Source organism: Caballeronia temeraria (assembly GCF_001544795.2).
In the GTDB taxonomy this organism is placed as follows: domain Bacteria; phylum Pseudomonadota; class Gammaproteobacteria; order Burkholderiales; family Burkholderiaceae; genus Caballeronia; species Caballeronia temeraria.
Genome location: NZ_FCOI02000031.1, coordinates 1 through 13,899, shown reverse-complemented (window position 1 = coordinate 13,899; position 13,899 = coordinate 1). Strand labels below are relative to the sequence as shown.

General features: G+C 65.1%; 12 protein-coding genes. 1 reads left to right on the top strand and 11 read right to left on the bottom strand.

The genetic code is table 11. The features are described from left to right. Positions 1-19 precede the first annotated feature (19 nt). The 7 genes from AWB76_RS30740 to AWB76_RS30710 form a co-directional block, all read right to left on the bottom strand. Complete coding sequence (locus AWB76_RS30740) at positions 20-1,003, bottom strand: chemotaxis response regulator protein-glutamate methylesterase (protein WP_061163877.1); 984 nt, start codon at positions 1,001-1,003, stop codon at positions 20-22. Beyond that, positions 1,000-3,237: a hybrid sensor histidine kinase/response regulator gene (locus tag AWB76_RS30735; protein WP_061163876.1), complete on the bottom strand. Its 2,238-nt coding sequence runs from the start codon at positions 3,235-3,237 to the stop codon at positions 1,000-1,002. The genes AWB76_RS30740 and AWB76_RS30735 overlap by 4 nt, the downstream gene beginning before the upstream one ends. Continuing rightward, positions 3,234-3,929: a chemotaxis protein CheW gene (locus AWB76_RS30730; RefSeq protein WP_061163875.1), complete on the bottom strand. Its 696-nt coding sequence runs from the start codon at positions 3,927-3,929 to the stop codon at positions 3,234-3,236. Before AWB76_RS30730 ends, AWB76_RS30735 begins: the two co-directional genes overlap by 4 nt. Then, positions 3,926-5,239: a CheR family methyltransferase gene (locus AWB76_RS30725; RefSeq protein WP_061163874.1), complete on the bottom strand. Its 1,314-nt coding sequence runs from the start codon at positions 5,237-5,239 to the stop codon at positions 3,926-3,928. Before AWB76_RS30725 ends, AWB76_RS30730 begins: the two co-directional genes overlap by 4 nt. Then, a complete protein-coding gene (locus tag AWB76_RS30720) occupies positions 5,236-5,706 on the bottom strand; it encodes a chemotaxis protein CheW (protein WP_061163873.1) in 471 nt (156 codons plus the stop codon). Before AWB76_RS30720 ends, AWB76_RS30725 begins: the two co-directional genes overlap by 4 nt. Positions 5,707-5,718: 12 nt before the next feature. Further along, positions 5,719-7,344, bottom strand: coding sequence for a methyl-accepting chemotaxis protein (locus tag AWB76_RS30715; RefSeq protein ID WP_061163954.1), 1,626 nt, complete (start codon positions 7,342-7,344; stop codon positions 5,719-5,721). 127 nt (positions 7,345-7,471) lie between these two features. Continuing rightward, positions 7,472-8,638: an MBL fold metallo-hydrolase gene (locus AWB76_RS30710; protein ID WP_082864565.1), complete on the bottom strand. Its 1,167-nt coding sequence runs from the start codon at positions 8,636-8,638 to the stop codon at positions 7,472-7,474. 286 nt (positions 8,639-8,924) lie between these two features. Between AWB76_RS30710 and AWB76_RS30705 the strand changes: the two genes are divergently transcribed. Further along, the gene (locus AWB76_RS30705) at positions 8,925-9,257 is read left to right on the top strand and encodes a hypothetical protein (protein ID WP_061163952.1); all 333 of its coding nucleotides are present in this window, start codon (positions 8,925-8,927) and stop codon (positions 9,255-9,257) included. 30 nt (positions 9,258-9,287) lie between these two features. On the opposite strand, the gene xylB is transcribed toward AWB76_RS30705, so the two are convergent. The 4 genes from xylB to AWB76_RS30685 form a co-directional block, all read right to left on the bottom strand. Further along, entirely contained in the window at positions 9,288-10,055 is a 768-nt protein-coding gene (gene xylB, locus AWB76_RS30700) for a D-xylose 1-dehydrogenase (RefSeq protein WP_061163872.1), read from the bottom strand. Positions 10,056-10,065: 10 nt separating this feature from the next. Next, positions 10,066-11,850 (bottom strand): IlvD/Edd family dehydratase, encoded by a 1,785-nt coding sequence (locus AWB76_RS30695; protein WP_061163871.1) that lies wholly within the window; start codon positions 11,848-11,850, stop codon positions 10,066-10,068. Between the two features lie 106 nt (positions 11,851-11,956). After that, the gene (locus tag AWB76_RS30690) at positions 11,957-12,997 is read right to left on the bottom strand and encodes a LacI family DNA-binding transcriptional regulator (protein ID WP_208606631.1); all 1,041 of its coding nucleotides are present in this window, start codon (positions 12,995-12,997) and stop codon (positions 11,957-11,959) included. Between the two features lie 13 nt (positions 12,998-13,010). Continuing rightward, positions 13,011-13,826 (bottom strand): SEN1982 family lipoprotein, encoded by an 816-nt coding sequence (locus AWB76_RS30685; RefSeq protein WP_244173505.1) that lies wholly within the window; start codon positions 13,824-13,826, stop codon positions 13,011-13,013. Positions 13,827-13,899: the final 73 nt, after the last annotated feature.

The window sequence follows — 13,899 nt, the reverse complement described above, 5'->3', positions numbered from 1 at the left end:
CGGTGGGTTCGTTGCCGTATCAGTCGAATGCCGTGGCGATCGCATCCGCGATGCGCGGCAGCGGCAGGATCGACACCGCCGCATTCAGCGCGGCCGCAGCCTTCGGCATGCCGTACACCGCGCTCGTCGCTTCGTCCTGCGCGATCGTGTGATAACCCTTCGCGCGCATCGCTTTCAAGCCGATGGCGCCATCGCGGCCCATGCCGGTCAGCAGCACGCCGATCGCGCGACCGGTCCATCGCTCGGTCACGCTCTGAAAGAACACATCGACGGACGGGCGATACGGCAATTGCTGCGGATGCGCGGTGTAGCCGAGGCGCGCGGCATCGGCGAAATGGAGATGATCGTTGGTCGCGGCGAGCAGCACTTCGCCGGGCACGGGCCGGTCGCCTTCGCGCGCGACGCGCACGCGCAGCGCCGATTGCGCGTCGAGCCATTGCGCCATGCCTTCGGCGAATGCGCGATCCACATGCTGGACGATGACGGTCGCCGCCGCGAAGTCCTTCGGCAGCGCGCCGAGCAGCGTCGCGAGCGCGGCCGGGCCGCCGGCGGATGCGCCTATCGCGACGAGACGATCGCTGCTTTTCACTGCGGTCGAAACGAAGGACGATGCGAGCCGCGCGCCGATCTGATCGATCTTCGCGATCAGCGCCGCCGCGCCGCGACGCGCATCGGCGCCGGCGAGCGCGGGCGTGTCGACGGCATCGAGCGCGCCCGCGCCCATCGCTTCGTACACGCGCCATGCGTTCGCGCCGACATCCACGGTAACGACGAGAATCGCGCACGGCGACCGCGCCATGATGGTCCGCGACGCCTGCACGCCGTCGACGTTCGGCATCACGAGATCCATCAGCACGACATCGGGCGTGTGCGCCGCGCAATAGTCGATGGCTTGTTGACCGTCGTGCGCGACCCACGCGATCTCGAAGTCGGGCCGCGCCGCGAGCGCGCGCCGCAATGCTTCGACGGCCAGCGGTACGTCATTTGCAATGCCGATCTTCATGCGTTCGCCTCGCCGATGAGATCACGCACCGCGTCGATCAGCGCCTGATCGTGAAAGCTGCCTTTCGCGAGGTAGTAGTCCGCGCCGGCATCGAGGCCGCGCTGACGATCTTCCGCACGATCCTTGTACGACACGATCATCACCGGCAACGCGGAGAGCTGCGCATCCCGCTTGATGAGCGTGACGAGCTCGATGCCGTCGAGACGCGGCATGTCGATATCGGTGATGACGAGATCGAAGCGCTCGCCGCGCACCGCGTTCCAGCCGTCCATGCCGTCGACCGCGACGGACACGTCGTAGCCGCGCGACGCGAGCAGCTTGCGTTCGAGCTCGCGCACCGTGAGCGAATCGTCGACGACGAGCACGCGTTTCGCGCTCGCCACGCTCGCCCGGGCCGCGCCCGCGCCGACGCGTCCGAGTTCGCCGCTGCCGACGAGCTTTTCCACCGAACGCAGCCAGTCGTCGAGATCGGCAATGAGCAGCGGATCGCCGTTCTCCATCAGCGCGCCTGCCGCGATGTTGCGCACCTTGCCGAGGCGTTTGTCGAGCGGCTGCACGACGAGCATGCGCTCGCCGAGAAAGCGATCGACGACGATGCCGTAACTCGCCGCGCCCTGCCCGATCACGACGACGTTGAGCGCATCGCTCGCGGCTTCGAACGCGGCGGTCTCCAGAATCTGATGCGCGGTGACGAGGCCGATACGCTTGCCATCGAACGAAAAATGCTGCTGGCCTTCGAGCGTGTCGATGGCGCTCGCGGGCAAGTAGAGCGTGCGCGCGACATGCGCGAGCGGCAGCCCGTACGGTTCGCCCGCCACTTCGACGATCAGGCTGCGAATCACCGAAAGCGTCAGCGGCAGTTGCAGCGTGAAGCGCGTGCCCGTATGCGCTTCCTGTGTCACGCGCACGCTGCCGCGCACTTGCCGCACGACGTCCTGCACCGCATCGAGGCCGACGCCGCGGCCGGAGACATCGGTGACGGCATCGCGCATCGAGAAGCCGGGCAGGAAGAGGAATTCGAGCAGCTCGGCTTCGGTGAGACGCGTGGCGGTGTCTTCGCTCGCCAGGTTCTTGCGCACGACCGCGCGGCGCAGTGCATCGAGATCGACGCCAGCGCCGTCGTCGGACACGCTGATGAACAACGCGCCCGCGCTATGGCGCGCCTCCAGCGTGATCGTGCCGGTTTCCGGCTTGCCGAGCGCGCGTCTGAGCGACGGTTCCTCGATGCCGTGATCGACCGCATTGCGCAGCAGATGGCCGAGCGGCGCGTCGAGCAGATCGAGAATGTCGCGATCGACCTGCGTCGTCTCGCCCGCGATGACGAGCCGCACATCGCGGCCGAGTCCGCGCGCGACATCGCGCACCATGCGTGCGAAGCCGCCGGTTGCATCGACGAAAGGACGCATGCGGCACGCGAGCGCTTCGTCGTAGATCTGCTGTGCGAGATGCGTCGAACGGCGATCGAAGTTTTCCAGTTCCGCCAGACGCTCGCTCAATTGACGATGCGCTTGCGCCGTCAGACGCCGCACTTCGTCGAGCGCGGCGTGCGCGCGGGCATCGAGTTGCGCGACGTGCGTATCGGTGAGCGTTTCGTGCAGACGTTCGAGCGCGCGGCTCGCGTCGTGCTGAATACGTTTCACGCGCAGCATCGATTGCGAAAACGGCTTCAGCCAGCGTGATTCCACGAGCGATTCGCCCGAATGACTCAGCAGCCGATCGAGCGTGTCGGCGCGCATGCGCAACATGCGTGCTTCGTTCGTGCGCGAAGGCGTCTGGACCGGTTCGGGCGCTTCGTCCAGCGGCTTCGTCAGCGTGAGTTCGTCATGCAATGCCTTGCCTTCGATACGCGCGTTGAGGCCATCGACGAACGCATCGACCTCGTGTTCGAGCGTGCTTTGCGCATCGACGTCGCGCGCCTCGCCGATCTGCACAATCAGATCGACGCCGCGCAACAACATGTCGATATAGCCCGCATCGAGCACGACGCGCCCGTCCTGCGCCGCGACGAAGCAATCCTCCAGCACATGCGCGAGCGTCACGCCGACCGGCACGCCGACCACGCGCGCGGCGCCCTTCAGCGAATGCGCGGCACGCATGCATGCTTCGAGCGTGACGGGATCGCGCGGCGCACGCTCAAGCGCGATGAGGCCGTCGGAGAGAATCTGCGCCTGCCCGCGCGCTTCTTCCTGAAAGAGTTCGAGCAACGACGAGCGGCCCGGATCGACGCTCGTCATGTGAGACTCCGGTTCAGGCTGTCGATGAGACGATCGGCATCGAGCAGACCGACGGTCGTGTCCTTGAACGCCGCGACCGCATGCGCATGCGACGAAAGCCGCTGCGCGAGCGTCGCGGGAACCGGCTGAAGCTGCGCGTGCGTGAAGCGATGCACGCCGTCGACGGCATCGACGGGAAAGGCGATCGGGCCTTCGTGCTCGCCGTTGCCGGACTGCATGACGACGAGACGCCCGAGCTCGCGCGCATCGAGCGACACGCTTTTTGCAGCGCTTTCGTTGGCTTCGATGCCGAAGAGCCGCGCAAGCGAAGCACATACGGTCAGCCTGCCGCGCACGTTCACGACGCCCAGCACCGCACGATGCCGCCGATGCGGCAGCGAATGCACCGGACGCAATTGCGCGACTTGCGCGCAGACGGTCGTCGGCACGCCGAGCCACTCGCCGCCGATGCGAAACACGAGGCAGGACAGCGTGCCGGTTTCGTTGTCGCCCTGCCTGATAGTCGACGAAGCGACAATCGACGTGCGCGCTTCCACGCGATCGAGCACGCGCGACGCCGCTTCATCGTGAATCGGGCAATTGCGGCAATGCACGTAGCGTTCGAGCTTCGGGCACGATGCATCGCCACGCACGCCGATGCGGTTCCAGCAATCGTCGATATCGACCGTGATGTTCATGTCCCGCGCGTTCATCGTGGGCTCCCGGTGACGCGCTCGGCGCGTGCGAGCAGAAGACGCGCGCCGCTTTCATCGCCGTCGAGCGAGAGACACGCGGCCAGATGCGTGAGCGCCTCGCGGTGCGCGGGATCGAGATACAGCGCGCGACGATAATGCCCGCGCGAGGCCTGATGCTCGCCGCGCGCATCGGCGATCACGCCGAGCAGATAGTACGCATCCGCATTCGATGGATGCGCATTCAGATACGCGAGCGCGGCGCTCGCCGCTGCGTCGAGCTGGCCGGCATCGGCGAGTGCGCGCGCGTGTGCGAGATTCATTTGCGGCGCGGGTTCGATGGGCGCTTCTTCGCGCAGCTTCGCAACGGGCATCGCACGAACGACGGGCGGCGCGCTCGCCCATGCAGGCAGCACGAACGCAGGCTTCACCAACGGCAACGGCTTCGCGATGTTCTGCGGAGCCGGCCACGCGCCATTGAAGACATTCGCGCTTTCTCTTACGGGCCGATTGAACGCGAACGCGAGCGGAATGTTCGCCGAACTCATGCCTTCGCGCATCAGAAGGCCCGTCTCCGCCGGGCCCACGAACAGCGTGCCGCCTTGCGCGAGCAAGCCATCGAGGACGCGCAAGACGGTGCATTGCGTATCGCGATCGAAATAGATCAGCACGTTGCGGCACAGAATGAAATCGAAGCGCTCGAATGCGTGCGTATCGAGTTGCAGCAGATTCGCCTGCGAGAAGCGCACGCTTTGTGCGACGGCGGGATCGAGTTGCCAGCCGCCATCGGCTGCGCGGAAATGACGGTCGCGGAAATCGAGCGCGCGTCCGCGAAACGCGTTGCGCCCGTAATGCGCGCGGCGTGCGATCGTGAGCGCGCGTTCGCTTACATCGATCGCATCGATCGTGAAGCGCTCGGCGGGAATGCCCGCTTCGATCAAGACCATCGCCACTGTATAAGCTTCCTCGCCGGTCGAGCACGGCGCGCTCAACACGCGCACCGGTTTCGCGGGCCGCTCATGCAGACGCACGCGCGCAAGACGCGCGAGCGCGGCGAAGGCTTCGGGATCGCGGAAGAACCATGTCTCCGGCACGACCACCGCTTCGATCAGTTCCTGCATGCGCGCGCTGTCCTGCGTTACCGCGCGATAGTAGTCGTCGAGCGTGCCGTCCTGCGCATCGCGCCACAGGTCGTAACGCTCGTGCACCGCGCGCGATACGGCATTCGCGCCGATCGATTCGGCATCGAGTCCGATCGTCCGATGCAATAGCTCGATAAAGCGGCCGATGCCGTAGGACTCGCCGGCGAAGGCGCTGGGCAGCGCGCTCATGCTTCGCTCCCGGCGAAGAGCAGCGCCTGTACGTCATCGGGCAACAGATGCTCGATGCGCACCCATTGCAACAAGCCTTGCTCGTCGCGCGTAAGCGGGCCGAGATAGCGCGCGTGCGGCGTGTCGATGCCGGCATCGGTGAACGACGCGGCATCGAACGTGACGGTGCGCGTCGCCTGTTCGAGCAGCAGACCGAGCCGATGATGCGTGCTCGCGCCATCGCCGCCACGGCGCGGATACGCGACGAGCGCGAGCCGCGTCGACAACCGTTCCTGCGACGGACGCGCAAGCGCGAGCGCGGCGATATCGATGACGGGCACGCTCGCGCCTTCGTAGTCGAGCACGCCCGCGACCCACCCGGGCGCGCCCGGCAGCGACTTCAGCGGCGCGAGCGGCAGCATGCGTTCGATCTGCGCGCTGTCGAGCAGATAGCGGTCGGGGCCGAGCGTGAACTGGACGAAGAGCATCGCGGCGCGCCGTTACGCGGCGACCTTGAAGCGCGACACGCCCGTGCGCAAGCCGTTCGCGACGTGCGTGAGGTCATCGATCGCCTGCGTCGACTGGCGCAGCGACTCCGCCGTCTGCTGCGCGGCCTCGGACAGCTGCGAGAGCGCCTGCGAAATCTGGTCCGCGCCGGTGGCCTGCGTCTGCATGCCTTCGTTGATCATCGAAAAGCGCGGCGCGAGCGTCTGCACCTGATGGATGATCTGCGAAAGCTGTCCACCTACTTGCTGCACGTCGAGCATGCCGCGGCGCACTTCCTCGGAGAACTTGTCCATGCCCATCACGCCCGCGGCGACGGCCGATTGAATCTCCTTCACCATCTGCTCGATATCGAACGTGGCGACCGCCGTCTGATCGGCGAGACGGCGAATCTCGGTCGCGACGACCGCGAAGCCGCGCCCGTACTCGCCCGCCTTCTCCGCTTCGATCGCCGCGTTCAGCGAAAGCAGATTGGTCTGATCCGCGACCTTCGTGATGGTCGCGACCACCTGATTGATGTTGCCCGCCTTCTCGTTGAGGATCGCGAGCTTGCTGTTCACCGAGCCCGCCGCTTCCATCACGAGGCGCATGGTTTCTTCCATGCGCGTGAGTCCCGCCTGACCGGTGCCCGCGAGCGCCGCCGATTGCTCCGCGACGCCCGACACTTCGTTCATCGTGCGCACGAGATCGCGCGCGGTCGCGAAAATTTCTCGCGACGTCGCGCCGATTTCCGTCGTCGTCGCAGCCGTTTCGCTCGCGGTGGCCTGCTGTTCGCGCGCGGTCGCGGCGATTTCCGATACCGACGTCGTCACCTGCACCGCCGATTTCTGAGCCTGGCCGACGAGGCCCGTGAGTTCGTCGGTCATGCGGTTGAAGCCCGCTTCCAGCGTGCCGAATTCGTCGCGGCGCGCGAGCGCGAGCCGCTGCGTGAGGTCGCCGGTGCGCATCTTGTCGACGACATCGACCATGCGCAGCATCGGCACCGTCAGCGCCTTCATCAGCATGAAGCCGAGCACCGCCGCCGCCGCGATCGCAATCAGCATGATGACGATGAGCGTCGCTTCCGACTTCTGCACCGAGCCGCGAATGCTTTCCACCGATTTCGCGTTGAAGGTCTCGTTGTGATCGACGAGCGCGCGCGCCGCGATCTGTCCCGCTTCCCACGCCGGCGTGAGACGCGTGTTGAAGGTCGCGACGGCCGCGTCCTTCGAGCCCGCGAGCTCGCGCAGCGCCTGATCCTGGATCGGAATGTAGAGGTCGCGCTGACGCTTGAAATCGTTGAAGAGACGGCGGTCTTCTTCTTCGAAGATGGTGGGCACGTAGGTGTCCATCAGCTTGTCGATGCTCGCGCGCGTTTCGGCGAGACGCTGCGTGTCGCGGCGCACCTGCTCCGCGTCGCTGTCGATGAAAACGAGCCGCTGCGTGATCGTGTAGTTCTCGAACCACGCCGCGCGAAGGTCGCTGGAGAGCGAAAAGCCGAGCATCGAATCGTCTTCGAGGCTCTTCGCTTCGCGATCGATCCCGCCGAGCAGCGTGTACGAGAGCGCGGCCATGATCAGCATCAAGGTCAGGATGATGCCGAAGCTCGCCAGAATGCGATGCCGAATGGACAGTTGCTTCACGCGTTTGAGCCCTATCAGTGGATAACGACGATTGCCGCGCCGGCGCAATCGCGAGCCCGCCTCGATGACGAGACGTCTCAATTGTAGGATGAATTCTTGCGCGTGAGAGACGCGCTGCCAGTCCGTATTAACGGCCGATTGTGGCGGCGCTTGAGTTCGGCGTGTCGAGATGAATCATTTCGCCGTGTGTCAGCACGGTGAACGCTTCCGCGGGCAGGCCGGCGCGGCGCACGGCTTCGGCGAGACGGCGCGGCGGCTCGTCGAGCGGTTCGTCGGTCAGCTCGAACGAGCCCCAGTGGACGCCGATCGCTTTTTTTGCGTGAACGTCCCGGAAAATGCGCACCGCTTCTTCCGGATCGACGTGCTGCGCATGCATGAACCAGCGCGGATCGTAGGCGCCGATCGGAATCAGCGCGAGATCGAATCCGCCGAAGCGCGCGCCGATATCGCGGAAGTCCGGCGAGTAGCCCGTGTCGCCCGCGAAGTAAAACGAAAACGGATGCGCCGCGCCCGCCGGCGTCTTCACGACCCAGCCGCCCCACAGCGTTTCCGCGCGATCGAACGGGGTGCGCGCGGACCAGTGCTGGGCCGGCACGAACCAGATATCGAGGCCGGCGGCGTGGGTCTCATCGCTCCAGTCGAGCTCTTCTACGTTCGTCACGCCGATATCGTTCATCCACTGTTTGATGCCGAGCGGCACGAGAAAGCGCGGCGGCCCGCCTGCCTGGCGGTTGAGCGCCTCGACGCTCGGCTTGTCGAGATGATCGTAGTGATTGTGCGAGATCAGCACGATGTCGATATGCGGAAGTTCGTCGAGCGTGAGACCGGGCGGCGTCTTGCGCTTCGGGCCCGCGAACGACAGCGGCGACGCGCGTTCGGAAAACACGGGATCGGTGAGGATGTTCACGCCGTCGATCTGCAGCAGCGCGCTTGCGTGACCGATCCACGTGAGCGTGTCGGCGGTGCGGTTCGCCTTGAGCCACGCGATGTCCGGATGCGCCATCGGGAAGTGATAGCCGTTCGCGGGCGGCTTCGGCAAGCCTTGCGTGAAGCGCTCCCAGCGCCACTTCAAAAACGATTCGCGCGGCAGATGTCCGTAGTTGTTTTCATAGCCCGATGACGTGCGCTTCGCGTGATGCAGCGGCTGCGGCTGCGTCGACTCGGGTGCGGACGCGGCTTCCTCGCTGCGCGCGGGCGTGCCCGACGAGCAGCCCGCCAGGAGCGCGAGTGTGCAGAGCATGGCGCGGGCATGCCGCACGAGCGCATCGGCCGAAAAAGAAGACATGAGACGCATGTTTTGAACGAGGCGGTGCCATGTGGGCATCCGATTGTACGGAATGCATGGAGAACTCGCGGCTCGCGCTGGTCTCCGAGTCGTCGACGAGCACGCGCCGTGCCGCGCCCCGCAAGGCCGCACGGAATAAGTCATGACGCGTCGCCGCACCCGGCCCGCTTCTTGCGTTCAGTCGCCCCGGCGCCATGACGAGGCGCTTTCGAAAACAATCGCGGCGCGTGCTCTTTTTTCGATGCGAATTTCGCATTCGGGCGCGTATCGAGCCGAAGTCAAAAACGGGGGCGTCATGAGTGGCAGTCAAAGAAGAAACGCAATAAACACGTTCAACCCGCAATTGCACACGATGCACGCGATGCTGGTCTCTCGCGCGGCATCTCACGTCGCCAGCGCGATGCGCCCGGAAGGCCGCAACGAAGCACTCGCGGAAGGCATCGCCGAAGTCATCGCCCATTGCGGGCATGCGAGTCTCGGCCTCTTTCTCGCCGCGGTCTGGCATTGGCTCGATGAACGCGGCTATCACGAAGCCGCCGACGCCGTGCAGCATTACATCGAAAGCGGCACGATGCCCGCCGTCAAGGCGACGCCCAAACCGGCGCGGCGCCGCGATGCGCGTATCTGACGCGTGCTACGTAACGTTCGCGTTACGTCGTTACGTTCCGAACCATCCGGCATCGACGTAATAGTCGCGCGCGGTGCAGCGGGCCGCATCGTCGGATGAGAGGAACAGCACCATGCGCGCGATGTGTTCCGGATCGATCCGCTCGTGCAGGCATTGCTGCGCGAGCAGCTTCGCCTCGCTTTCGGGCGATTGCCACAGCTTCATCTGACGCGGCGTGCGCACGGCGCCCGGAATCACCGTGTTCACGCGAATGCCGTGCTCGCCGAGTTCCCGCGCGAGACCGCGCGTGAGCCCTTCGATCGCGGCCTTCGCGGTCATATAGAGCGTCAGATCCGGCAGCGCGAGATGCCATGAGATCGAACCCATGTTCACGATCGCGCCGCGTTTTTGCGAGCGCATGCGTTTCGCCGCGGCCTGCGCGCAGAAGAACTGATGCCGCAGGTTCACGGCCATGCGCTCGTCCCAGTACGCGGCGCTCACGTTGTCCCATTGATGACGGTCGTCGCTCGCGGCGTTGTTGACGAGCACGTCGATGGAACCGGCTTCGCGGGCGATATCGTCGAAGGCTTTGTCGATGGCATCGGCATCGCGCAGATCGCAATGCAGAAACTTCGGCGCGTGCTTTTCGTTGGCGAGCGTCTGTTCGAGCTGACGCGAGTCGGCCTCGGCGACATCGATGAACAACACGCGCGCGCCCTGCTTCGCGAATGCCTCGACGATCGCCGCGCCGATGCCGCTGCCGCCGCCCGTCACGACGACACGCTTGTCCGCAAGACTCGGATAGATGGCGTAGGACATGGCGGCTCGCTCAGTGAGAGTGGCGCGGATTGCCGCGCGTTTCGATGACCTTCAGATACAGCGTCGCGGGTTCGAGACATCCGCCCGTCGACAATTGCCCGACCGTCTGCCGATACAACTCCTGCCACGGCGTCTGCGCAAGCGGCGCGGCAAAGGCGGATTGCGCACGGCGGCTTTCGAGCTCGGCTTCGTCGAGCAGCACGTTCACGCTGCGCGCGTTCAGATCGACGCGAATCCTGTCGTTCGTGCGCAGCAGCGCGAGACCGCCGCCGATCGCCGCTTCCGGCGACATGTTGAGAATCGAAGGGCTCGCGGACGTGCCGCTCTGGCGGCCATCGCCCATGCAGGGCAGCGAATCGACGCCGTGCTTGATCAGCTCGGCGGGCGGCGCCATGTTCACGACTTCCGCGCTGCCCGGATAGCCCACCGTGCCACAGCCGCGAATCACGAGGATGCAGTGTTCGTCGATGTCGAGCGATGGATCGTTGATGCGCGCGTGGTAATCCTCAGGACCGTCGAAGACGATCGCGCGCGCTTCGAACGCGTTCTCCGCGCCCGGCTCGCTCAGATAGGTCTTTCTGAACGCGTCGCCGACCACCGACATCTTCATGATGGCGCTATCGAAGAAATTGCCGGACAGGACCATGAAGCCCGCGCCGTGTTTCAGCGGATCGGCGGCGGTGCGGATGACTTCGTTGTCGGCGGCGGGCGCATCGCTCGCGATCTCGCCGATCGTGCGGCCCGATACGGTCAGACAATCGCGCTCGATGAGCCCCGCTTCGTCGAGTTGCCGGATCACCGCCGGCACCCCGCCCGAACGATGGAAGCTCTCGCCGAGATATTCCCCCGCCGGCATGCAGTTCACGATGAGCGGCACTTGCTCGCCGTGACGCTGCCAGTCATCGAGACTCAGCTCGATCCCCATGTGCCGAGCAATCGCGATCAGATGCGGCGGGCAATTCGTCGATGCACCCAGCGCGGACGCAACGACGATCGCGTTGATGAACGCCTCGCGCGTCATGATCTTCGACGGCTTCAGGTCCTCGCGCACCATGTCGACGATGCGCTTGCCGGTGGCATACGCCATCTGCCCGCGCTCGCGATACGCGGCGGGAATGCTCGCGCACGTCGGCAAGGACATGCCGAGCGCTTCGGCCAGACTGTTCATCGAGAGCGCGGTGCCCATCGTGTTGCAATGGCCGATCGACGGCGACGATGCGGTCGTCAATTGCATGAAGCCTTCGTAATCGATCTCGCCCGCCGCGAGCAGATTGCGCGCGTGCCAGATCACCGTGCCCGAGCCGACGCGCTTTCCTTCGTGCCAGCCGTCGAGCATCGGGCCGCCCGAGAGGACGATCGCGGGCATGTCGACCGTCGCCGCCGCCATCAGACACGCGGGCGTGGTCTTGTCGCAACCGGTGGTCAGCACGACGCCATCGAGCGGAAAGCCGTGCAGGATCTCGACGAGACCGAGATAGGCGAGATTGCGGTCCAGCGCGGCGGTCGGACGGCGGCTCTGCTCCGCGAGCGGATGCACGGGGAATTCCATCGGGATGCCGCCGGCATCGCGAATACCTGCCTTCGTGCGCGCGGCGAGTTCGATGTGATGGCGATTGCACGGCGCGAGATCGCTGCCGGTCTGCGCAATGCCGATGATCGGGCGACCCGACTGCAGTTCCTCGCGCGTCAGTCCGTAATTCATGAAGCGCTCAACGTAGAGCGCGGTCATGTCGGCGTGCGAGGGATCGTCGAACCATTCCTGGCTGCGCAGACGTCTGGGATTCTGTTGCGTCATGGGGCGTGTCTCCATTCATTCACAGTCGTTCGACGCTGTGCTGATGTTTTGCGTTACCGGTAACATTTCAATCAATGTTAGCACGCAATCGCCGCATTGCTTCGGCTCAGGCGCTTTCGCGCGGCACCACGGAATAAGCGATACGTACGCGTTTGCCAGCCGGACTGGCGATACCCTGATCGCGCGCTTCCAGCGCCGCCAGCAAGGTTTCGCCGGTGCGCACGCCGATGCCATATGCGTCGACGGAAACCGTCGTGATCGATGGCGTGCAGCACGCGGCGACTTCGAAATTGCCGAAGCCCGCGATGGCGATATCGTCCGGGACGACGAGGCCGCGCCGGTGACATTCCATTATCGCGCCGAACGCGGACATGTCGCTCACGCACATCACGGCTTGCGTGTCGGGCCAGGATTCGAGGAGCGCGGCCATCGCGGGGCCGCCGTGACTCATCGTGATGGGCGAATCGCCCAGACGAACCATGCGCCGGTCATCGAGGCCGAGCGCCTTCATCTGCGCGCGAAAGCCCTTCAGCCGATCCAGTCCGCGTCGATCCAGCTCGCTTGCCCCGCCCAGAAAGCCGATGCGTTCGTAGCCCTTGTCCGCCAGATACCGCACCATTTCGCGCGCCGCGCTGACGTTGGAGAAACCGACGGCGGCGTCGATCGGATCGGAAGGCGCGTCCCACATCTCCACGACGGGCACGCCCGAGCGACGCAACAGCGTGCGCGTCGCGTCCGTATGACGCGAGCCCGTCAACGCGATGCAGCGCGGCTGATGACGCAGCATCGAGCGTACGAGCCGTTCCTCGCGATCCAGATGATAGTCGGTGTCGCCGATCAGCAGTTGCAGGCCGTGCGGCTCGAGCGAGGCGGAAAGCCCGCGCACGGTGTCTGAGAAATTGGAACTCGCAAGCGATGGCACCAGCACGGCGACAAACTCCGACCGCCCGGACGACAGCGCGCCGGCGGCGGCATCGGCAACGTAGCCGAGTTCGTCGATTGCTTTCTGCACGCGTTCGCGCGTCGCGTGCGCAACGCTGTGGCCGGCTAGCACGCGCGATACGGTCATCTTCGAGACGCCGGCGAGACGCGCGACGTCGGACATACGCGGCGGACCGGCGGAAGGATCGAAGACCTGTTCAGACATGCGCCGATGGACCTCAGTCGACTCGGACCCAGCCGTCTTCACGCTGCTCCAGGATGATGTGCAGCTTCGTCTCGCCGGCTTCACGGTCGGAGGCGCTCACATCGGGGAAGGCGCGCTTGATGTCGCGATCGTCGGCCCAGGGAGCTACGTTTTCGAGCTTGTAGGTATAGGTGACATCGGATCGATGTGCGGTCGGATCGGGCTCGGTCCAGCTTACGACCTTGTCGAGCTTGACGTGCGCGTAGCAAAGCATCGAGGCGCGTGGGTCGCTCGTCGCATTGGGATCGCCTGCGGGCCGGTTCGTTTCGACCGCGTACTTCTGCCCTTCGCCGGTCAAGCTATATGCGATGCCGTTCTGCTTGGCATTGGCGTTCGCCGATGTAGGCGCCGCGCGGGCGATGAGCCCGCTTTTCTCGAGCGCGGCGAGTTGTTCGCGCAACGCGGCGGCTGAATACTCGTTCAGATCCCGGTTGCTATAAAGCGATGGAAACGCGTACGGCCCGCGTCCGCTTCGATTCAGGCATAGCAAGCCGCGGTTCGTTTTCATGTCGGCGGAAATCGCGTCGCCCAGGCTGGACTCGCTTGCATCGTTCTTTTTGCCGCACGCCGTGAAAAGTAAGGCGGCGCTGACCGTGGCAATCAACAGGCTCGTTCTCATATGCGCTCCGGGATGGGTCGGCATGATGGGTACAACCTTTCGACGCCATTCTACCGACTCAAACCGCGCATCGGAGAGAGGATGGTGTCGGGACGGATTTTGTTGAGGTAAATCGCGCGCCCCAACGCAAAAACCCCACCTTTGCGGGGTGGGGTTTTTGTCGTACGGCATAAGGAGCCTGACGATTACCTACTTTCACACGGGAATCCGCACTATCATCGGCGTGGAGTCGTTTCACGGTCCT

Bases quoted from the DNA above. Each gene is read 5' to 3' on its own strand.
- AWB76_RS30740 (WP_061163877.1), bottom strand. From the start codon at position 1,003: ATGAAGATCGGCATTGCAAATGACGTACCGCTGGCCGTCGAAGCATTG.
- AWB76_RS30735 (WP_061163876.1), bottom strand. From the start codon at position 3,237: ATGACGAGCGTCGATCCGGGCCGCTCGTCGTTGCTCGAACTCTTTCAG.
- AWB76_RS30730 (WP_061163875.1), bottom strand. From the start codon at position 3,929: ATGAACGCGCGGGACATGAACATCACGGTCGATATCGACGATTGCTGG.
- AWB76_RS30725 (WP_061163874.1), bottom strand. From the start codon at position 5,239: ATGAGCGCGCTGCCCAGCGCCTTCGCCGGCGAGTCCTACGGCATCGGC.
- AWB76_RS30720 (WP_061163873.1), bottom strand. From the start codon at position 5,706: ATGCTCTTCGTCCAGTTCACGCTCGGCCCCGACCGCTATCTGCTCGAC.
- AWB76_RS30710 (WP_082864565.1), bottom strand. From the start codon at position 8,638: ATGCGTCTCATGTCTTCTTTTTCGGCCGATGCGCTCGTGCGGCATGCC.
- AWB76_RS30705 (WP_061163952.1), top strand. From the start codon at position 8,925: ATGAGTGGCAGTCAAAGAAGAAACGCAATAAACACGTTCAACCCGCAA.
- xylB (WP_061163872.1), bottom strand. From the start codon at position 10,055: ATGTCCTACGCCATCTATCCGAGTCTTGCGGACAAGCGTGTCGTCGTG.
- AWB76_RS30695 (WP_061163871.1), bottom strand. From the start codon at position 11,850: ATGACGCAACAGAATCCCAGACGTCTGCGCAGCCAGGAATGGTTCGAC.
- AWB76_RS30690 (WP_208606631.1), bottom strand. From the start codon at position 12,997: ATGTCTGAACAGGTCTTCGATCCTTCCGCCGGTCCGCCGCGTATGTCC.
- AWB76_RS30685 (WP_244173505.1), bottom strand. From the start codon at position 13,826: ATGCCGTACGACAAAAACCCCACCCCGCAAAGGTGGGGTTTTTGCGTT.